Annotated in this window: 19 protein-coding genes; 12 read left to right on the top strand and 7 right to left on the bottom strand. The window is 39.2% G+C overall.

Annotated elements, in window-relative coordinates:
• Nucleotides 1–17 precede the first annotated feature (17 nt).
• Nucleotides 18–2063 carry a HelD family protein gene (locus EL101_RS09545; protein ID WP_096596084.1) on the top strand — a complete coding sequence of 682 codons (2046 nt, stop codon included), beginning with the start codon at nucleotides 18–20 and terminating at the stop codon, nucleotides 2061–2063.
• 45 nt (nucleotides 2064–2108) lie between these two features.
• Here EL101_RS09545 and rihC read toward each other — a convergent pair whose 3' ends face one another.
• From rihC to EL101_RS09510, 6 genes are all read right to left on the bottom strand, one after another.
• Complete coding sequence (rihC, locus tag EL101_RS09540; RefSeq protein WP_096596085.1) at nucleotides 2109–3014, bottom strand: ribonucleoside hydrolase RihC; 906 nt, start codon at nucleotides 3012–3014, stop codon at nucleotides 2109–2111.
• A gap of 180 nt (nucleotides 3015–3194) precedes the next feature.
• Nucleotides 3195–3485, bottom strand: a complete 291-nt coding sequence (gene qoxD, locus EL101_RS09535; RefSeq protein WP_014614288.1) for a cytochrome aa3 quinol oxidase subunit IV — start codon at nucleotides 3483–3485, stop codon at nucleotides 3195–3197.
• On the bottom strand, nucleotides 3482–4090 hold the full coding sequence (gene qoxC, locus EL101_RS09530) for a cytochrome aa3 quinol oxidase subunit III (RefSeq protein ID WP_014614287.1): 609 nt from the start codon (nucleotides 4088–4090) through the stop codon (nucleotides 3482–3484). The genes qoxD and qoxC overlap by 4 nt, the downstream gene beginning before the upstream one ends.
• Nucleotides 4080–6068 (bottom strand): cytochrome aa3 quinol oxidase subunit I, encoded by a 1989-nt coding sequence (qoxB, locus tag EL101_RS09525; RefSeq protein WP_096596213.1) that lies wholly within the window; start codon nucleotides 6066–6068, stop codon nucleotides 4080–4082. Before qoxB ends, qoxC begins: the two co-directional genes overlap by 11 nt.
• 2 nt (nucleotides 6069–6070) lie before the next feature.
• Nucleotides 6071–7171: a cytochrome aa3 quinol oxidase subunit II gene (qoxA, locus tag EL101_RS09520; protein ID WP_096596086.1), complete on the bottom strand. Its 1101-nt coding sequence runs from the start codon at nucleotides 7169–7171 to the stop codon at nucleotides 6071–6073.
• 499 nt (nucleotides 7172–7670) lie between these two features.
• Nucleotides 7671–8006: a DUF5011 domain-containing protein gene (locus tag EL101_RS09510; protein WP_096596088.1), complete on the bottom strand. Its 336-nt coding sequence runs from the start codon at nucleotides 8004–8006 to the stop codon at nucleotides 7671–7673.
• 227 nt (nucleotides 8007–8233) lie between these two features.
• Here EL101_RS09510 and EL101_RS09505 point away from each other — a divergent pair, with 227 nt between their 5' ends.
• The gene (locus EL101_RS09505) at nucleotides 8234–9379 is read left to right on the top strand and encodes a globin domain-containing protein (protein WP_096596089.1); all 1146 of its coding nucleotides are present in this window, start codon (nucleotides 8234–8236) and stop codon (nucleotides 9377–9379) included.
• Between the two features lie 1233 nt (nucleotides 9380–10612).
• On the opposite strand, the gene folD is transcribed toward EL101_RS09505, so the two are convergent.
• Nucleotides 10613–11470: a bifunctional methylenetetrahydrofolate dehydrogenase/methenyltetrahydrofolate cyclohydrolase FolD gene (gene folD, locus EL101_RS09500; RefSeq protein WP_096596090.1), complete on the bottom strand. Its 858-nt coding sequence runs from the start codon at nucleotides 11468–11470 to the stop codon at nucleotides 10613–10615.
• Nucleotides 11471–11679: 209 nt separating this feature from the next.
• Here folD and purE point away from each other — a divergent pair, with 209 nt between their 5' ends.
• Genes purE through purH form a run of 10 tightly spaced genes read left to right on the top strand, consistent with a single transcriptional unit; the run spans nucleotide 11680 to nucleotide 21594 of the window.
• A complete protein-coding gene (gene purE, locus EL101_RS09495; RefSeq protein ID WP_096596091.1) occupies nucleotides 11680–12162 on the top strand; it encodes a 5-(carboxyamino)imidazole ribonucleotide mutase in 483 nt (160 codons plus the stop codon).
• Entirely contained in the window at nucleotides 12149–13282 is a 1134-nt protein-coding gene (gene purK / locus EL101_RS09490) for a 5-(carboxyamino)imidazole ribonucleotide synthase (RefSeq protein ID WP_096596092.1), read from the top strand. Before purE ends, purK begins: the two co-directional genes overlap by 14 nt.
• A complete protein-coding gene (purC, locus tag EL101_RS09485; protein ID WP_096596093.1) occupies nucleotides 13279–13980 on the top strand; it encodes a phosphoribosylaminoimidazolesuccinocarboxamide synthase in 702 nt (233 codons plus the stop codon). The genes purK and purC overlap by 4 nt, the downstream gene beginning before the upstream one ends.
• A 2-nt stretch (nucleotides 13981–13982) precedes the next feature.
• Nucleotides 13983–14243 (top strand): phosphoribosylformylglycinamidine synthase subunit PurS, encoded by a 261-nt coding sequence (gene purS, locus EL101_RS09480; RefSeq protein ID WP_014614277.1) that lies wholly within the window; start codon nucleotides 13983–13985, stop codon nucleotides 14241–14243.
• A 1-nt stretch (nucleotide 14244) separates the two neighbouring features.
• Entirely contained in the window at nucleotides 14245–14916 is a 672-nt protein-coding gene (gene purQ, locus EL101_RS09475) for a phosphoribosylformylglycinamidine synthase I (RefSeq protein ID WP_096596094.1), read from the top strand.
• A complete protein-coding gene (gene purL / locus EL101_RS09470; RefSeq protein ID WP_096596095.1) occupies nucleotides 14909–17098 on the top strand; it encodes a phosphoribosylformylglycinamidine synthase subunit PurL in 2190 nt (729 codons plus the stop codon). Before purQ ends, purL begins: the two co-directional genes overlap by 8 nt.
• Nucleotides 17077–18498: an amidophosphoribosyltransferase gene (gene purF, locus EL101_RS09465; RefSeq protein ID WP_096596096.1), complete on the top strand. Its 1422-nt coding sequence runs from the start codon at nucleotides 17077–17079 to the stop codon at nucleotides 18496–18498. The genes purL and purF overlap by 22 nt, the downstream gene beginning before the upstream one ends.
• Before the next feature lie 3 nt (nucleotides 18499–18501).
• Entirely contained in the window at nucleotides 18502–19533 is a 1032-nt protein-coding gene (purM, locus tag EL101_RS09460; protein WP_096596097.1) for a phosphoribosylformylglycinamidine cyclo-ligase, read from the top strand.
• Entirely contained in the window at nucleotides 19533–20099 is a 567-nt protein-coding gene (gene purN, locus EL101_RS09455; protein WP_096596098.1) for a phosphoribosylglycinamide formyltransferase, read from the top strand. Before purM ends, purN begins: the two co-directional genes overlap by 1 nt.
• A gap of 16 nt (nucleotides 20100–20115) precedes the next feature.
• A complete protein-coding gene (purH, locus tag EL101_RS09450) occupies nucleotides 20116–21594 on the top strand; it encodes a bifunctional phosphoribosylaminoimidazolecarboxamide formyltransferase/IMP cyclohydrolase (RefSeq protein WP_096596099.1) in 1479 nt (492 codons plus the stop codon).
• Nucleotides 21595–21596: the final 2 nt, after the last annotated feature.

Genomic DNA, 21596 nt, shown 5'->3' with positions numbered 1-21596 from the left:
GTTAAGGGGGATGCCATATGTCAATGAGTTTTGAAGAAGAACAAGTATATTTAATTGAGACACAACATTTCATTGAGAAAGCATTGGAAGATTTATCCCAATCCCAAGATGCCGTTAAAAATAAAATTATGAATAGACGTAAAGAGATGAATGCTCACGAAGCTTGGATGCTTAATATGGATGATGCTAATGGGAGTGATCATGCACAAGATTTAAACTCATTACGTATGGATGAGCGTACGTATAACCAATATCATGACAAACTCAATGCTTATCAGCGCTTGCTTGATAAGCCTTACTTCGGCAAAGTAGTACTGGAAGATGGAGCGCTGTATATAGGTACGCAAACGTTAATGGACAGTAACTATCGTGTATTAGTTTGTGATTGGAGAGCGCCGATTGCAAGTTTATTTTATGAAAATGAATTAGGAAAACTGTCGTATGAAACTGAAACGGGTCGGACTGTATTTGAAGAAGTAAAAGGCAGACGCCAATTTAAAATTGTTAAAGGACAGCTAATTGATTATGTTGATAGTGATATGTTTATTGGTGATACGGAGTTGATGGATTATCAAATGAATATGTCTCGCCATAAATTAGGGAATATCGTCAGTACCATTCAAAGTGATCAAAATGAAATTATTCGTTTGCCAATGAATATAGATGTTGTAGTTCTTGGTCCTCCGGGTAGTGGCAAAACAGCCATTGCTATGCAACGCATTGCGTATTTGTTATTTAAATATAAGAAAAAGGTCACACATGAAAATTTAATGTTATTGGCACCTAATCGTATTTTTAATGATTATGTATCAGATGTTCTACCTGAACTTGGAGAACGTCATATTGAAGTGAAAAGTTTGATGAATATCGTTAATAAAATCACTTATTTCAAGTCGATAACCGTTGAAAGAAAGTCGGCAATGATTACAAGGGTATATCGTGATAAAACAGCAGAGCAACAATTTTATCACAAATCGAGTGTAGAATTTTTTCAATTTATGTCAAAGCAATTAGTGTCTTCCACATATCCTTTGTATTTTAAAGATGTGACAGATCAAACGGGACGAATTGTGATATCAAAAGAAGACATTTCAACATTATATAACAATTATCGTGCGCATCATGATTTATCGATTGCTATTCAAAAGTTAACAAATGACTTAATTGCATTATATCAAACAGAATACAAACGTTTATTTGCACAAAACTATGCAGAATTAGAAAAACAAAATACTTACATTGGAGAAAAGGCGGATATTGTAGCGCAATCGAAGGCTCAAACGGTGCGAACATTAAAACGTACGAAATGGATGTTGCAATCGTATCGTTTTATTCATATTGAGAAATTGTATCAACGTTTATGTCGAGACTATCATTTGAACCAGCGATTGAAAAAAGAAAGTATGCATTATGAGGATTTTTGGGCTCTTGTATGGCTATATACGAAAATAGTGCGACGACCAGACAATCATTTCAAACATATTCTGGTTGATGAAGTTCAAGATTATAGCATATTTCAATTGGATATTTTGCGCCAATGTTATCCTGAAGCACATTTTACGTTTTTAGGAGACTTGAATCAGAATTTCTTATCAAAGCCCTTCATCGATTTTGAAAACTTCAACATGCCGATAAAGCAGTTGACGACTTCATACCGCTCGACAAAAGCAATTAACCGTTATCTTGAACAATTAAAAGGTACTCATACAAAAGTCGTGAGCGTAGAGGGCAATCCGATTAAAGAGGTTTCAAATGCGACGATACAACATATACGAGATATTTTAAAACAAGCGAAACATGATGTCGCGATTGTAGTACCGTCTCAAACTGAAGGGGAGATACTTTACCATGCACTACGTAATGACATTCAGTTAAAATTAATTGAAGAAGACGATTCTTTTGTAACAGTAGGGCATATTGTCATTCCTTATGATCTCGTTAAAGGATTTGAATACCATACAGTCATTTCTTGGAGACATAACGATTATGAAAGTACAAATATTCAATACATTATTGCTTCACGTGCTATTTCACAATTGTATTTATTAGAAGTGAGCACATAGTATGAAAGAGCTGAGATAAGTGGTATCTCAGCCCTATAATTGTTTCTATGGACAATATTGCAACATTTCAAGGAAAGCAGTTTGAAAGTCTTCTGCTTGAATATCCATGAGTACGTGTGTTGAACTGTCTGTCACGTTAAAGTCAACAAATGTTGCGCCACGTGCATGGTTGCCACTTAACTCTACTTTTACTTGAGCAGGGCGTACTGTAAATAACTCAGGATAACATAAATACATCATTGTATAAGCGTCATACACGTTTAACCCATCTAAAAATGACTCACCACGATAATGTTGGAAGAGATGATACAACATATTGCCGGTATGATTCATTTCCTTGATTTTTGGTAATAATGCATGAGGTAGGTTAGATGCACGTGCAATATCGAGTCCTGCCATGACGATGGGTAACCCGGATTGAAAGACGATATGTGCAGCTTCCGGATCAGCATAGACGTTAAATTCTGCAGCAGGCGTAATATTACCTGATCCTACACTGCCACCCATGAGCACGATTTGATGAATATATGTATGAACTTCTGGGTACATTTTTAAAAGTAATGCGATGTTCGTTAATGGTCCAATCGGTACTAATGTCATCGGTGTCGTCGATTGGAGAAGTAGGTCTTTCATCGCTTCTACACTATTGTTTGACATGAGTGGTGTCATCGGTTCGTCAAATGTGTAACCTGCCATGCCGCTTTCACCATGAACATGAGGGGCGTGGACAGCCTTTTGAACAAGTGGCGATGCTGCACCGGATGCAACGGGTACATGGGCATGAAAGTATTCAATTAATTGTTGGGCATTTCTCGTTGTGCGTTGGAGTGGCACGTTACCATGTACGGTTGATATCAGTTGTACGTCAAGTTGTGGATGATGTAATGCCAAACTGATGGCAGCTGCATCATCAATGCCAGGGTCAGTATCAATAATAATCGGAATGGGCATAGTAAAACCTCCTTTTTTATCTATAGTAATGGTTGTGTACGTTCGCTTCAACTTGTTAAAACTGTTTTTGGAAAAAAGATGTGACAATAGCAAAAAGGGGAGTGCAATAGAAGTGTCAGACTAAAATAAGCATGAAAAAAGCACTAACACGTGATGTGTTAGTGCTTTTTGCGTCATGGATTAAATATGTGAACCATGTCCGCCTTGCATTACCCAGTATGTTCCGATAACTGTGATTAATGTAATGATAATCGCGAAGATAACTTTCGCAAGTTGAACACGACCATCTTTACCTTCAGTTAAGTGCATGAACATTAAGAGTTGTAAAAACGCTTGGATAAATGCAAAACCGAAAATAATTGTTACTTTTGCTTGGAATGACAATGATGTATATAGAGTCACGAAAACAGCGAGTAAAGTTAAAATGATTGAGGCGATAAAGCCTATTGTATGTTTTACAATTGTATTCATCCGCTATACACCATCCCTATCATATACACTGCAGTGAAGATGAAGATCCACACAACGTCTAAGAAGTGCCAGTATAAACTTACAATGAATAATTTTGGTGCATTATACTTTGTAAGTCCGCGAGTGGCAACTTGGATTAATAAACAAATAATCCAGAAGATACCAACTGTAACGTGGGCACCGTGTGTTCCTAAAAGGATGAAGAAACTTGACCAATAAGATGCAAGTTGTGGTGTCGCACCTTCATGCACATAGTGACTAAATTCGAAAATCTCAAAGCCAACGAATCCAATACCTAAAATAATTGTAATAATCATCCAAATTAATAACAATTGCTTGTTCTCTTTACGCATGTAGTAAATTGCAATACCACAAGTGTAAGAACTTGCTAAAAGTAGGAATGTCATGATTAAAACAAGTGGTAATTCAAACAAATCTGTTGTTAACATACCACCGTAGCTACCACCATGTTGGAGCGTTAACAATGTTGCGAAAAGTGTACCAAAAAGTGCGAATTCAGCTGTAAGGAAGATCCAGAAACCGAGTTTATTTAAATCGCCTTCATGTGTACGAGCATCAATAGTATTCACATTTTTATGACTCATGATTCATAGCCTCCCTTTCTTTTTGGCGAGCTTTTCTCAAGCGCGCTTCAGTTTCAGCTACTTCACTTGCAGGGATGTGGTAACCGTGATCTTGTTGGAAACTTCTCCAGATCATTAAACCGAAGATACCAGCTAATGCAAGGATCGCAGGTAATAATGTTTCAAATACTAAGAAGAAACCACCGATAAAGAATAGGATACCCATCCAGAAACCGATGTGTGTATCGTTCGGCATGTGAATGTCGCTGTAATTGTGATTGTCAAGATAGTGTCTACCTTGTTTTTTCATTTCAACAAATGTATCAATATCATCCCAATCCGGTGTAATCGCAAAGTTGTATTTAGGTGGAATTGCAGATGCAGTAGACCACTCTAAACCACGACCTAAACCGTTCCAGTTATCACCAGTTGCTTCACGTGGTGCTTTGAGGTGACTGTAAACAATGTTACCTACAAAGATTAAGAACGCAATAGACATCATTGCAGCACCGATTGAAGAAATGACGTTTAATAGGAACCAACCATCTTCTGGCATGTAAGTGTATAAACGACGTGGCATACCATCAAGTCCTAAAATGAATTGTGGTAAGAATGTCACGTTGAAACCAACCATGAAGATCCAGAAGAACCATTTGTTTGGTTTTTCGAATAATTTGTAACCCATAGCTTTTGGATACCAGAAAATCATAGCTGCGAAACATGCAAATACAACACCGGCAACAATTGTATAGTGGAAGTGTGCCACTAAGAAATATGTGTTGTGGTATTGGAAGTCTGCGGATGCCATCGCAAGCATAACCCCGGTAACCCCACCAATTGTAAAGTTAGGAATAAACGCTAATGAGAATAACATTGGCGATTCAAATGAAATACGTCCTTTGTGTAGTGTAAATAACCAGTTAAAGATTTTTACACCTGTTGGCACAGCGATCAACATTGTTGTAATTGAGAAGAATGAGTTAACTAATGCACCATTACCCATTGTATAGAAATGGTGAACCCAAACTAAGAAACTCAAGAATGCGATACCAGCTGTTGCCCACACCATGCTTTGGTGTCCAAATAAACGTTTACGTGCAAATGTTGGAATAATTTCTGAATAAATACCGAATGCTGGAAGGACAAGGATATATACTTCAGGGTGCCCCCATACCCAGAAGAAGTTTGCCCATAACATCGGCATACCGCCATTAGCTACTGTGAAGAATGCAGTATCAAACACTCTGTCAACAGTCATTAATGCAAGTGCTACAGTTAACACTGGGAATGCCAAGATGATGATTAACATTGTGATAAATGTTGTCACAACGAACATTGGCATTTGCATAAATGTCATACTTGGTGATTTTAGACGGATGATTGTTACAAAGAAGTTCACACCCGTTGCTAAAGTACCAATACCTGAAATCTGGATGGCAATTAAGTAATAGTTGACACCAGGTCCAGGACTGAATTCACCGGCAAGTGGTGCATAGTTTGTCCAACCTGCAGCAGGTGAACCACCGACGATGAATGAAAGGTTAAATAAAAGCATACCCGCTACGAACAACCAAAAGCTAATGTTGTTCAATACTGGGAAAGCAACGTCACGTGCACCGATTTGTAATGGGATAATGATGTTCATTAAACCAATTACAAGTGGCATTGCCATGAAGATAATCATGATGACACCGTGCGTTGAGAAAATTTCGTTATAGTGATTTGACTCTAAGAATGGGTTATCTGGTACAGTTAATTGAATACGTAATAGAATTGCATCAATACCACCACGTACGAACATTAACACAGCACAGATAAGGTACATCAAACCGATTTTTTTGTGGTCGACTGACATGAACCATTCCTTATATAAATATCCCCAGAGCTTAAAGTAAGTAATGGCAGCAATGACACCGATAACTAAGAAAGGTGCACTGATTTGAGCCAATGTAATCATCCAGTTACCTTTTACGATAAGCTCATTCCATGGAAAGTCCATCATTAATGTCCACCTCCACTTTTATGATCTTTGTGTGCCTCAGCGTCTTTGGCACCTTCATGCATTGATTCCATTTCGTCCATAGTATGTTTTTGCTCATTTTTGAACTCGTTATCAAACGGTTGATCGTTCTTAAGAATTGCTGCTTTCATACCATGACGTTCGTAGTTGGCATTCGTAATTTGTGTTTTACGAGCTGGCTTATTCGGTTCGCTTAAGACACCTTCTTTATCATCATAGAAGTTGTGGTCTTTTGGCGTATAGTTAAATCGATCATAAGCGTAGAAGATGTATTCTGGATCAGCTGCCGGATCAACAAATGCCATGTGTGTACCACTGAATGTTAATTCTTTGTTTTCTGTGATAGGAAGAAGTTGCTTATCAAATGTATCCTGGTCGAGTTGTTTCTTAGATTGTGATTCTTTAACCCAAGCATCATACTCTTTTTGGCTCACAGCTTCAACGTTAAATGTGTGACGTGAGAAACCTTCACCGTTGAAGTTTGAGTTACGGCCACGATATGTACCTTCTTCATGTGCTTCGTAAGTCCACTCCATAGTCATCGCAGTCATTGCGTATTTTTGACCACCTAGTTGTGGAACCCAGAAACTTGTCATTGTATCCATCGCTTGAAGTTTGAATGTCACTGGACGATCAGTTGGAATTTTAAGATGGTTAACCGTCTCAATTTTTTCATCCGGATAAGCGAAGAACCATTTGTATCCACCACTTACTGCATAAATGACGATAGGGTCATCTTCAGATTTAGGTGGCTCCTCATATTGATATAAGGCTTTAACAGTTGGGATCATCAATGCAATTAAGATAATTACAGGGATTAAGAACCAAACTGTTTCAAGAAGTGCGTTGTGATGCACCTTACCAGATTCGCGCGTATTATTATAGCGGTATTTATAAGTGAATATCGCGAATAAAATAAGTACGACAACAACAATGGCAACCATGAAGATGATTGAATAAATAATCAAAAACCTTTGGTCGCTGGCCATTGGCCCTTTTGCGTTTAAAACTTCTACATCAGAACAGCCCGCAAGCAAAAACAATGTTCCAAATGCAAGAAGCAAAGACTTTAATTTTGACACTTTTTTTGACCTCCTAATACTACAATTGTAGGGCTTACATTAATTTTAAAATAATATGTGATATTTACAAGTGGCTTTTTAAAAAAACAATCATTAAAAATTAGAGAAACCCTTGTTACTCTAGGTGTGGCGCCGTTTCTGAGATTTATTAAAATTATGTGTACATTTTGTGAAATGTCACAATGTTTACTTATTAATGAAGAAAAAGGGGGGGATAATAAAATTTACATCTGTTAACAGAAAATTCTTACGGCTTAGACAGAGGGGATTTTGAATTAAAATTTAGGGAATTGGCTAATAAAAGTTTGTGAAAAAAAGTGTAAAATAAAAGTGTAGGGTGCGATAGTATATAGAGCCTGATAATGAAATGTTAAGGTCTGCTCTATATACTATGTGGGATGATGATAAAATCCAGTTTCGATGCTTAGGATAAAACAATGGACAAGTGGACGACTGAAAATAAAGAAACGTTATGCATTCATAGTAATTGTATTGTTAGCTACTCGTTAAGCGGGGCGTCTACAACTTTAATGGTACGGGATGACGTTTCGATAGCACCATCAGAATCAGTGACTTCATATTGTAATGTATAAATACCTTGTTTTGTTGTATCAATATGCCCATTGACCTTAATTTTATCAGTTAAGTCACCGTCTTCTTTATCGTATGCTTTGACACCATCACAAGGATTGTAGTCCTCGCCGACTTTGATGACTAAATCCTCTACACCTTTAATAGAGGGAACATTATTCGTTGTTGCCTCTGCATTAAGATTAGGTGAAACGAGTGTCGCCGATACACCCAGTGCTGATAAAGATTGAAGTATTTTGTTCATAAAATAAGGCCTCCATTCAACGCAATGATTTCGATGTCGTTTGATTAATTAGTATTATACATTTTTGAGCAAAATAAGCTATCCTACTATGGACCGAATTATGATTAAAAATTTGTAAGTTTATTGAATGATTGATAGCGTTGATGTAAAGACGGTTTATTAATAGCACATGACATATCAATTCATATAAACTATAGAATGTAAACTTTAAACAGGAGTGATGATCAATGTTAACGCAAGAAGAAAAAGGGATTATTTTAGAAACAGTACCGGTATTAAAAGAAAAAGGCACAGAAATCACGTCTAATTTTTATAATCGCATGTTTAACCAACACCCTGAATTACGTAACATGTTTAATCAGACGAACCAGAAAAAAGGATTCCAATCTACTGCACTCGCTCAATCTGTATTGGCTGCTGCGATGAACATTGAAGATCTAACACCGATTTTGCCAGTTGTAAAAGAAATTGGCTATAAACATTGTGCGTTACAAGTATTACCAGAACATTATCCTATCGTAGGAGAAAATTTACTTGCGGCGATTCAAGAGGTCGTAGGTATTGATGAAAATCACCCAATCATTCAAACTTGGGCCAAAGCGTACGGCGTAATTGCAGACGCATTTATTATGGTTGAAAAAGAAATTTATGAAGGCATGGTATGGGACGGTTTTAAACCATTTAAAGTATCAAAAATCGAGACAGTGACAGCTGACATCAAGGCATTTACAGTTACTTCTGAAACACAAGATTTAAGTCAATTCACACCAGGGCAATACATTACAGTCGATATCGAAAGTGAAAAATTACCGTACAAAGCGAAACGACACTATTCCATTGTTGATGGTGGCAAAGACTTCTTAACATTCGGCGTTAAACGTGACGTGAATGAAGGGCACGAAGGTGAAGTATCAACGGCATTACATGATGAAGTTCATGAAGGAGACACGTTATACTTATCTGCGCCGGTGGGTGGTTTCAAAATCCATCATCCAGAGCGTCCGCAATTATTCCTTGGTTCAGGTGTAGGAATTACGCCACTCATTTCAATGTATCGTCAAGTAGCAAGTGATGACGTATCTGCAAAGATGATTCATGTTGCGGCAACTGAATCAGCAGCGGCATTTGTACCTGAACTTGAGCATATTACTGCATCAGGTAAAAACAATCATTTACACATTCATTTGAGAGATAAAGAAGGGTATTTAGAAGCAGACGAATTAAAAGCGTACCTTTCAGAGAATACAGAAGTTTACGTTTGTGGTGGCACAGCATTTTTACAATCGATGCTTAAATCATTACAAGCATTAGGTGTGGAACAAGAGCGCGTCCATTTCGAAACGTTTGTACCACGTTTAAGCGTACCTGTTTAAATGAATGGCATGAGTGTTATAAAAGGGAATGCGCCAGTTCCTTTTCGCTCTTCAAGTCTCTCGTCAAACCGTTAATCTTCTGAGTTTATTACCTTGAGGAAAGAAGGACAGAGTTGCAACAGAGTGAAAACATTTCAGTGAACGAATGCATGTATCAAAAATGTAGCTACTTATTGATTTGTTAATTAATTAAAACAACACGATATACATTATGACGAAGCAAGGAGCCTGGATGACCTTGCTTCTTTTTTATGTGACAAAATTCGGAATGAGATGTCATTCTCAAAACATGTATCTCTATATCACTTTATGAAAAACTCATCAACCGCAAAATTAAATTTCTTATTAAATGAAGAAAGAGCGCCTTAAATATTTATAGGGTTTACCGAATGATTGATGTTAAAGTAGGGAGTTTTGTATGCACTTCCGGCTCCTCTTTTTCATAGTTGTGAAGAGCAAAATAATCTACATAGATATTTCCCTCATATTGATGTGAAGAACTAATTAAGTTTCATGACCTCACTCCCTTTCCCAGTAATCGAAGCAGAAGATTGTCAAATTGGACGAGATTTTACCTGCTAAAAGAAATCCTCAAAAGTATAATGATGCCAACAAGCAAAATTGAATGGGATATAAGTTTTGATAAGATGGTGCCCTTTATTGAAGGGGCGATTTTAAGCAAGCTGTCTACATAGATATGTCCCTCATGTTGGTGTGATGAACTAATTAAGTTTCATGACATTACCCCCTTTTCCAGTGATCAAAGCAGAAGATTGACGGATGGACGAGACTCCCGAGGGATCAGCTGAACCGGAAAATCCACCAACGCTTCAACCAATGTAACTGTAAAATCAAAGCGTTGGTTAGTTGAAGGTTCAGCCCCTGGGAACGCGAGTCTAAGACGGCAATCGTATGCTTCTGTAGTGTTAAAAAAGGAGTGAAACAGCAATCGTATGCTTCTGTAGTGTTAAAAAAGGAGTGAAACAGCAATCGTATGCTTCTGTAGTGTTAAAAAAGGAGTGAAACAGCAATCGTATGCTTCTGTAGTGTTAAAGGAGTGAAACAGCAATCGTATGCTTCTGTAGTGCTCCAAAAGGATATCGTATGCAATCGGAATGTTTGAAAACGAGTATGCTCAAAAAAGATATCGTATGCAACTGCCATGTTCAAAAAAGTATGCGCCAAAATAGAAAAAGTGTGCAATGGCATTAAACCATCACACACTCCAAACATTTATTCAATACCGCGACGCATTTTTTCAGCGATTAACGTATTATTCAATACCATTGTGATTGTCATTGGACCTACACCACCAGGTACAGGGGTAATCGCACCAGCCACTTCTTTCACTTCATCGTATTCGACATCACCTTTGAGCTTACCATTTTCATCTGGTGTATTGCCGACATCAATAACAACAGCACCTGGCTTCACATCGTTTTTCGTCACCATTCCTGGACGACCTACTGCACTAACAATCACATCAGCTTGTTTTAAATGTGCGCTAATATTTTGACTGCGAGAGTGTAAAATTGTCACTGTTGCATTTTGTTGAAGTAATAATTTCGCAACAGGTTGGCCCACAATATGACTGCGACCGATGACGACTGCATTTTTTCCTTCAAGTTCAATATCAGCGTGTTTTAATAATTCCATCACGCCAAGAGGTGTACAAGGAATTAATTGTGCATTGTCTAAGTATAAATGACCGATATTGATAGGATGAAAACCATCGACATCTTTATCTGGATCAATCGCATCAAGCACTTTTTGCTCATCTACATGATCAGGGAGTGGCACTTGAACTAAAATACCACTAACTGAATCGTCTTGGTTCAAACGATCTAACTCTTTTAAAACATCTGCTTCTGAAGTACTTTCCTCTAAATGAATCACTTCTGAAATCATGCCGATTTTTTCAGCTGCTTTCTTTTTAGAACGGACATAACTTTGGCTCGCACCGTCATTCCCAACTAAAATAACCGATAGTTTCGGTGTATAGCCTTGTTCTTTCAATTTTTCTACTTCATCTTGTAAACCTTGACGATAATCTTTCGCAATTTGCTTGCCATCTAAAATCTTTGCACTCATAAAATATTAGCCTCCTCATAATAATTCGAACGTTAACGAATGATTGCAATTTGATTATAACAAAAATGAACTGAAATACGAAATATAGATGTAAAAAAAGTATTAAAGTTCGATTTTTGCGTTGAAAAAACAATTTAAGCTTGTTATGCTATACCTGTAATATACAACTATTAAGAATAGTATTTCAAACTTTTGAAAGGGTGTTCATTGTGAAAGTAGCAGTCATTATGGGGAGTTCTTCAGACTGGAATGTCATGAAGGAAGCATGTGCCATGTTAGAAGAATTTAACATTCCGTATGATCAAAAAGTAGTATCTGCACATCGTACGCCACATATGATGGTCGATTTTGCCACAAATGCGCGCAGTAATGAATATCATGTCATTATTGCAGGGGCAGGGGGAGCCGCGCATTTACCAGGAATGGTGGCTTCGATGACAACACTCCCTGTCATCGGTGTACCGATCGAGTCAAAAAGTTTAAAAGGGCTAGACTCTTTACTTTCAATTGTCCAAATGCCGGGTGGGATACCCGTTGCGACGACAGCCATTGGTCAAGCAGGGGCGAAAAACGCAGGCATTTTAGCGGCAAGAATGATTGGCATGACCGATCAAGCAGTACAACGCAAGCTCGAAGTATACGAACAATCGCTTGTTGAGAAAGTGGAGGCGATGCAAGATGACCTTCGATAAGTTGCAAATTGGCCAAACAGTTGGCATCATCGGCGGCGGTCAATTGGGAAAAATGATGGCACAATCCGCGCAAAAAATGGGATTTAAAGTAGTCGTACTTGATCCTGACGATACGTGTCCTTGTCGTTACGTTGCACATGAATTTATACACGCAGCGTACGATGATATGCCAGCGTTAGAGCGATTAGGTGAACAGTCAGATGTCATATCGTATGAGTTTGAAAATATCGCCGCGGAACAGCTCCAAACATTAGTTTCCAAATACAATGTGCCACAAAGTTATCAAGCTATTCAACTGTTGCAAGACCGTTTGACTGAGAAACAAACACTTGCTCAAGCAGGAACGAAAGTGGTGCCATTTGTTCAAGTGACTTCTACAGCGGATTTAGATAGAGCGGTGCAGACGTTAGGTTTTCCGTTTATGTTGAAAACACGTTTTGGTGGCTATGATGGCAAAGGGCAAATCCGTCTCACTTCTGAAGCACAATTAGATGAAGCGCGTGAACTGATTGCCAACCAAGAATGTGTCGCGGAACAATTTTTAGACTTAGCGAAAGAAGTGTCTTTAACTGTCACAATCGGTAATGAAGGGCAAAGGGTCTATTTCCCGTTACAAGAAAATGAACACCGAAACCAAGTATTATTTAAAACTGTTGTACCTGCACGGGCGAATCACGAACAAGAAGCACGTCGTGAAGTTGACAAGATTACACAAGCGGTACATTTTGTAGGGACGTTTACAGTGGAATTTTTTATTGATCAACAAAATGAATTGTACGTCAATGAAATTGCGCCACGTCCACATAATTCAGGACATTATTCAATTGAAGCGTGTGATTATTCGCAATTTGATACCCACATCTTAGCTGTGACAGGCCATCGTTTACCTAAACACATCGAATTGTTAAAGCCTGCAATCATGATGAATTTGTTAGGTAAAGATTTGGATTTGTTGGAGGATGAACTGTTTGCACATCCTGATTGGCACGTTCACCTCTACGGCAAAGTTTCGCGTAAACCTGAACGAAAGATGGGGCATTTAACGATTTTAACTGATGAAATTTCAAAGACTGAACAACAACTGGTCGCAAAATTTGAAGGGAGAGACGAATACAAATGAGTCTTTTATATGAAGGCAAAGCAAAACGTGTTTTTTCAACAGAACAACCGGATGTATTGAGAATTGAATATAAAGATGAAGTCACAGCTGGAAATGGTGCGAAAAAAGATGCAATGGCTGGTAAAGGACGCTTAAACAACCAAATTACATCACGCATCTTTGAATACATTAAAAATGAAGGTGTCGACAGTCATTTTGTTGAGCAACTGTCAGAAACAGAACAACTTGTTAAAGCAGTCGACATCGTTCCTTTAGAAGTAGTTGTACGTAACATTGCAGCGGGTTCAATTACGAAACGTCTCGGATTTGAAAAAGGCCATGTATTTGATTATCCGTTTGTAGAGTTCTTCTATAAAAATGACGACCTTAATGACCCACTTATTACAGATGATCATGTCAAGCTGTTGGGAATTGCAAATGATGAAACGATTGCACAGTTGAAAACACAAGCCTTACGCATTAACCAAGCATTGATCAAATTAATGGATGAAATGGGCTTAGCTTTAGTTGATTTTAAAATTGAATTCGGCGTTGATCGTGAAGGTCAATTGTTGCTCGCTGATGAAATTTCTCCGGATACATGTCGTATTTGGGATAAAGCAACACAAGAAAACTTTGACAAAGATGTATATAGAGAAGATACAGGATCTTTAATTGATACTTACCAAACTTTCTTAAATAAATTGGAGGCACTTTAATCATGAAAACAATCGAATTACACATCACTTTACAACCACAAGTTTTAGATACACAAGGTCAAGCGTTGACTCGCGCTGTACACGACTTAGGTTATGAACAAGTTAACGATATCCGCGTTGGTAAAGTTTTATACATGACAGTAGATGAAGCCACTGACGAAGCGGTACACAATGTCGTGACAACTTTAAGTGAAAAGTTATTTGCGAATACGGTGATTGAAGAATATAGTTACAAAGTTTTGGATGAAAAGGAGAATCAATAATATGAAGTTCGCTGTCCTTAGATTCCCAGGTTCTAACTGCGACCGTGATATGTATAATGCAGCATTGAAAGCAGGTGTCGATGCGGATTATGTCGATTACCGCGAAACGTCATTAAAAGGATACGATGGCGTATTGATTCCTGGTGGTTTCTCATTTGGTGACTACTTACGTTCAGGTGCGGTGGCAAGTGTAGCGCCGATTATTGCAGAAGTGAAAAGATTGGCTGATGAAGGGAAGCCCGTTCTTGGCGTCTGTAACGGATTCCAAATTTTAACGGAAATTGGTTTATTACCAGGTGCGTTATTACACAACGATTCACACTTGTTCGTGAGTCGAAATGAACACCTTAAAATTGTGAACAATCAAACACCATTTACTAAGGGTTATAGTGAAGGTGAAGAAGTCGTTTACCCAGTAGCGCATGGTGAAGGTCATTATTATTGTACTGATGAGATTTATCAAGAACTTATCGACAATAATCAAATCATCTTAAAGTATATGGACAATCCGAACGGTTCACATGATGATATTGCTGGAATCGTCAACAAAGCAGGGAATGTTTGCGGTATGATGCCACACCCAGAACGTGCACTAGAGGCCATTCTTGGTACAGACAGTGGTGTGAAATTATTTGAATCAATGGTGAATAGCTGGAGGGAACAAAATGCCTAAATTTTTAGAGCCAACTGCAGAAGAAGTCAAAGTTGAAAAATTATATCGTGACATGGGGTTAAGCGATGCAGAATTTGAAAAAGTAACTGAAATTTTAGGACGTACGCCTAATTTTACTGAAACAGGTATTTTTTCTGTGATGTGGAGTGAACACTGTTCATATAAACATTCTAAACCATTTTTAAAGCAATTCCCGACAACAGGTGAACATGTTTTAATGGGGCCTGGTGAAGGCGCAGGGGTTGTGGATATTGGCGACAATCAGGCTGTTGTATTTAAAGTCGAATCACATAACCATCCATCAGCAATTGAACCTTACCAAGGTGCTGCGACAGGTGTCGGTGGGATTATTCGTGACATCGTTTCTATCGGTGCGCGTCCAATTAACTTATTGAACAGCTTGCGTTTTGGTGAACTGACTGAAAAAACAAACCGTCGTTTATTACGTGGTGTCGTTGCAGGTATCGGTGGTTACGGTAATTGTATCGGTATTCCGACAACTGCAGGTGAAATCGAATTTGACGAACGTTATGACGGCAATCCACTTGTCAATGCGATGTGTGTCGGTGTCATTGATCACGATATGATTCAAAAAGGTACAGCTAAAGGTGTCGGCAACTCTGTCATTTACGTTGGTTTGAAAACAGGACGTGACGGTATTCACGGTGCGACATTTGCATCTGAAGAGTTAACTGAAGAAAGTGAAAGCAAACGTCCTTCTGTTCAAATCGGTGACCCATTTGTAGGTAAAAAATTAATGGAAGCCACTTTAGAAGCCATCACTTATGACGAACTTGTCGGTATCCAAGACATGGGTGCTGCGGGTTTAACATCTTCATCATCTGAAATGGCAGCTAAAGGGGGCAGCGGGATTCATCTTGAACTCGAAAAAGTCCCAGTACGTGAAGAAGGTATTTCTCCATATGAAATGATGTTATCTGAAACACAAGAACGTATGTTACTTGTCGTTAAAAAAGGCACTGAACAAAAGTTTTTAGACTTGTTTGATTATCATGAATTAGACAGTGCAGTCATTGGTGAAGTGACAGATACGAATCGCTTCGTCCTCACTTATGAAGGTGAAGTGTTTGCAGACATTCCTGTTGAACCACTCGCAGATGAAGCGCCGGTATACATCCTTGAAGGTGAACCGTTACAACACGATGCAGCACCAAATCGTTATGACGATATTGACGTGAATGATGTTTTCGATCGTTTATTAACACATCCAACGATTGCATCCAAACATTACTTATATGACCAATACGATCAACAAGTTGGTGCAAATACGATTATTAAGCCGGGATTACAAGCGTCTGTAGTCCGTGTAGAAGGTACAAATAAAGCGATTGCGTCTACGATTGATGGTGAAGCCCGTTATGTCTTTAACGATCCATATGAAGGCGGCAAAATGGTCGTAGCTGAAGCATACCGTAACTTAATTGCTGTAGGTGCAAAACCATTAGCGATGACGGACTGCTTAAACTATGGTTCACCTGAGAAAAAACACATCTATCAACAATTGACAGACTCAACACGTGGTATGGCAGAAGCATGTGAAGCCCTTGCGACACCTGTCGTATCAGGTAACGTTTCGCTTTACAATGAGACACGTACATCTTCTATTTTCCCAACACCTGTTGTCGGAATGGTAGGTTTAATTGAAAACATCGACTTCTTAAAATCATATCAACCGTCTGTAGGTGACACACTTTATGTCATCGGTGAAACGACAGATAGCTATGGTGGAAGTCAAATCGAAAAATTATTGTATAGCGATGTAAACCATGAAGTTGAAAAGGTCGATTTATCACAAGAAGCGACGAAAGGTGAAGCAATCCGTGGTGCGATTCGTGAAGGTGTGATTTCACATACACAAACTGTTGGTAAAGGTGGTTTAGCGATTACACTTGCTAAAATTAGCGCGCATTACAGCCTAGGTATTGACGCTGAAGTGAACTTAACAAATGCACAATTATTCAGTGAAACGCAAGGACGCTATATCGTTGCAGTGAAAGCCGGCCAAACATTAAATATCGAAGGCGCAACACGTATCGGTACATTGACGGATACAGATGACTTTAAAGTTGTCGCACAAGACAGTGTGATAGAACGTCGTACATCTGAACTTAAACGTGAATGGGAAGGAGCTATTGAGTCATGTATGACATCCGTGGACTAAACGAAGAATGCGGTGTTTTCGGCATCTGGAACCATCCTCATGCAGCCTATTTGACGTACATGGCATTACACAGTTTGCAACATCGTGGTCAAGAAGGCGCAGGGATTGTGTGCTCGAACGGTGAACAACTTTATGGTGCACGTGGTATGGGATTGCTCACTGAGGCAATTTCACAACAACAATTGGAGTCATTACAAGGTTATCCGAACGCCATTGGTCATGTCCGTTATGCGACAACAGGTGCGAGCGAGATTTCCAACGTGCAACCGTTCTTGTTCAAACATTCTAAAGGGGACTTAGGTTTGGCACACAACGGAAACTTAACGAATGCACATCAAATTCGTTTAGCCATTGAATCAACAGGCGGCATTTTCCAGACGACGAGTGATTCAGAAGTACTCGCACATCTGTTGATTAAAGGAAAATCAGAAAATATTAAAACGAACCAAAAAGCAGCATTGAATCAAGTGAAAGGGGCATTCAGTTGTGTCATTTTAAATGAAGGACAACTGACAGCGACACGTGACAATCGCGGTGTCCGTCCATTGATGTTAGGTCAAGTCGATGGTGCGTATTGTGTCGCGAGTGAAACATGTGCCTTTACAGCGATTGGTGCAGAATACATCCGTGATATCGAACCAGGTGAATTGATTACATTTTCTGGTGAAAACGAGGTGGACTATGACATGTACACACAAGACATCGGTCATAAAATGTGTTCAATGGAATATGTCTACTTTGCACGTCCGGATTCTGAATTTCACAAACACTCGATTTACAATGTCCGTAAAGCACTTGGACGTAAATTAGCTGAAGAAATGGGCATCGATGCGGATATCGTGATCGGTGTTCCGGATTCTTCATTACAAGCAGCAAAAGGTTTTTCTGAACAAACAGGGATTCCGAACGAACAAGGGTTGCTGAAAAACCGTTATATCGGGCGTACATTTATTACACCGGATCAGTCTGTGAGGGAAAGACAAGTCCGTATGAAGCATTCACCGATTCGTGATGTGATTGAAGGCAAGCGCGTGGTCGTAATTGATGACTCGATTGTGCGCGGAACGACAAGTAAATATATCGTTAAAGCGTTGAAATCTGCAGGTGCGAAAGAAGTGCATATGGGTATTTCTTCACCACCCTTACAAGATCCCTGTTACTACGGTATTGACGTGTCTACTCATGCGGAATTAATGGCAGCCCAACATACTGTAGAAGAAATTCGCGAAATGATTGGCGCAGATACATTAACGTATTTATCTGTTGAAGGCATGCATGAAGTGTTTAAAGCCCACGATTCAAAGGGTGAATGTAACGCTTGTTTTACGGGTGAATATCCAATTGAAATTGTGGATCATGAACTACCAGAAGTTAAGGAAATGAAAAGAAGAGGAGTGTAATCAATGGCTGAATCATATAAAAAGGCTGGTGTCGATATCGAAGCTGGCTATGAAGCGGTAAAACGAATGTCAAGCCACGTTGAACGAACGATGCGTAAAGAAGTACTTGGCGGCTTAGGAGGATTTGGTGCAACATTTGATTTATCACAACTCAATATGAAAGCACCCGTGCTCGTATCAGGAACAGATGGTGTCGGTACAAAGTTAAAGCTCGCTATCGACTATGATAAACATGACACAATCGGTATTGACGCCGTTGCAATGTGTGTGAATGACATTTTAACGACGGGTGCGGAACCGCTTTACTTTTTAGACTATATTGCGACACATAAAGTCGTACCGGAAATTATCGAACAAATCGTAAAAGGCATTAGTGATGGTTGTGTGGAAACAAACACTGCTTTAATCGGTGGCGAAACAGCTGAAATGGGTGAAATGTATCATGAAGGCGAATACGATGTCGCGGGCTTTGCTGTCGGTGCGGTTGAAAAAGACGCATACATTGACGGTTCGAAAGTAGAAAAAGGTGACGTCATCATCGGTCTTGCTTCAAACGGCATCCATTCAAACGGTTACAGTCTAGTCCGTCGTCTTGTTGCGGAATCAGGTATTGATGTGAACGATACATTTGAAGGTGAACAAAGCTTCTTAGACGTGCTCTTGACACCAACTGCTTTATACGTGTCACCTGTACTTGCGGTGAAAAAAGATGTTCAAATTAAAGCGATGACACATATTACGGGTGGCGGTTTTTACGAAAATATTCCGAGAGCTCTACCAGAAGGCAAAACGGCTGTCGTGAACACAGCATCATTCCCAACACCGGCTATTTTCAATTGGTTACAAGCACAAGGCAACATCGACACAGACGAAATGTACCATATCTTCAACATGGGGATTGGGTTTACACTTGTCGTTGCACCTGAAGATGAAGCAGCAGTTCATGAAATCTTAAAAAATGCGAATGTGGACGCATACACAATCGGGCATATTGCTGAAGAAGACAGTGCCATTCGCTTAACGGAGGCAAAATAGTGGTTAAAATTGCAATCTTTGCATCTGGTTCAGGCACAAATTTCGATAACATTATGAAACGTGTCAAATCAGGTGAACTCATGCATATCGAAGTCACAGCATTGTACACTGACAAACCTGAAGCAGCGTGTGTTCAGCTTGCACAACAACATGACATTCCTGTCCATGCATTCGAACCACGCACGTTCGATAATAAAGTAGCTTATGAAACGGCTATATTGAATTGGCTGCGTCACGAAGAAGTAGAGTGGATTGTATTAGCAGGCTATATGCGTTTAATCGGTGAAACCTTGTTATCAGCATATGAAGGACGCATTTTGAACATTCACCCTTCATTACTGCCGAAATATAAAGGTAAAAATGCAGTTGGACAAGCGTTAAACAGTGGGGATAAAGAAACAGGTTCAACAGTACATTACGTCGATGCAGGTATGGATACTGGTCAGATGATTGAACAGCACACATGCCCAATTTACGAAGACGATACACAACAATCATTAGAAGAACGTATTAAATCATTAGAGTATGAATTGTACCCAGCAGTCATTAAGAAGATTATTCGATAAGGAGATATCATCAATTATGAAAAAAGCGATTTTAAGTGTTTCAGACAAAACTGGTATTGTTCCATTTGCACAATCACTCGTTGAAGCAGGTTATGAGTTGTATTCAACAGGTGGGACTTTCCGTGCAATTGACGAAGCAGGTGTGAAAGTGACATCGGTTTCTGAACTGACACAATTTGAAGAAATTATGGACGGTCGTGTGAAAACATTACACCCAGCTGTGCATGGCGGTATTTTAGCAGATCGCGACAAACCAGAACATCTTGAACAATTAAAAGGTCAAAATATTGATTTAATTGATATGGTCGTTGTGAATTTATACCCATTTAAAGAAACGGTGAAAAACCCAGACGTGACTGAAATGGACGCGATTGAAAACATCGATATCGGTGGTCCAACGATGTTACGTGCAGCTGCGAAAAACTTCAAACATGTCACAACGATTGTTGACCCAATAGACTATGATGAAGTGATTCAGCGTATTCAAAACGGTACTTTAGATGAAGCATTCCGCAAGTCATTAATGATTAAAGTGTTCCAACATACATTTGAATATGATCAAGCGATTACACAATTTTTCGGCCATCAACTTGAACAATTACGTTACGGTGAAAACCCACAACAATCTGCGCAGTTTATTCGTACATCTACAGCGAAAAACACGATTGCGGGCGCGACACAGTTACATGGCAAACAACTGAGCTACAACAATATTAAAGATGCGGATGCAGCACTAAGTTTAGTGAAACAATTCGACCAACCTGCAGCAGTCGCAGTGAAACATATGAATCCTTGTGGTGTCGGTACAGGCGAAAACATTCATGCAGCGTACACACATGCGTATGAAGCGGACAGTCAATCTATTTTCGGTGGTATTGTCGCATTAAACCGTCCAGTCACAGCTGAACTGGCAGAAGACTTACACGCGATTTTCTTAGAAGTCGTTATTGCGCCAAAATTCGAACAAGCTGCTTTAGATATTTTACAACAGAAGAAAAATATTCGTTTACTTGAAATTGAAATGACTGAAGAAGCAGATGCAACAGAATTTGTATCGGTGTCAGGAGGTTATTTAGTTCAAGATAAAGACCGTTTTGATGTGGCACAAGCTGATATGACAGTCGTGACAGATGTAGAACCGACGAAGGAACAATGGGATGCATTATTATTAGGCTGGAAAGTTGTGAAATCAGTGAAAAGTAATGCGATTGTCCTTGCGAATGACAAACAAACAGTCGGTATCGGTGCGGGCCAAATGAACCGTGTTGGCTCAGCTCAAATTGCGATTGACCGCGCGATTGAAATGAATGACAATGTTGTCTTAGCATCAGATGGTTTCTTCCCAATGGGTGACACTGTCGAAACAGCAGCACAAGCAGGCATTAAAGCAATGATTCAACCAGGTGGCTCGATTAAAGATCAAGAGTCTATTGATATGGCGAATCGCTATGGTATTGCTATGGTGACAACAGGCATGCGTCACTTTAAACATTAATG

It is taken from the genome of Staphylococcus delphini, assembly GCF_900636325.1.
GTDB classification, from domain to species: Bacteria; Bacillota; Bacilli; order Staphylococcales; family Staphylococcaceae; genus Staphylococcus; species Staphylococcus delphini.
The sequence above is the reverse complement of the archived record's forward strand: the minus strand, read 5'-3'. Positions and strand labels throughout refer to the sequence as shown.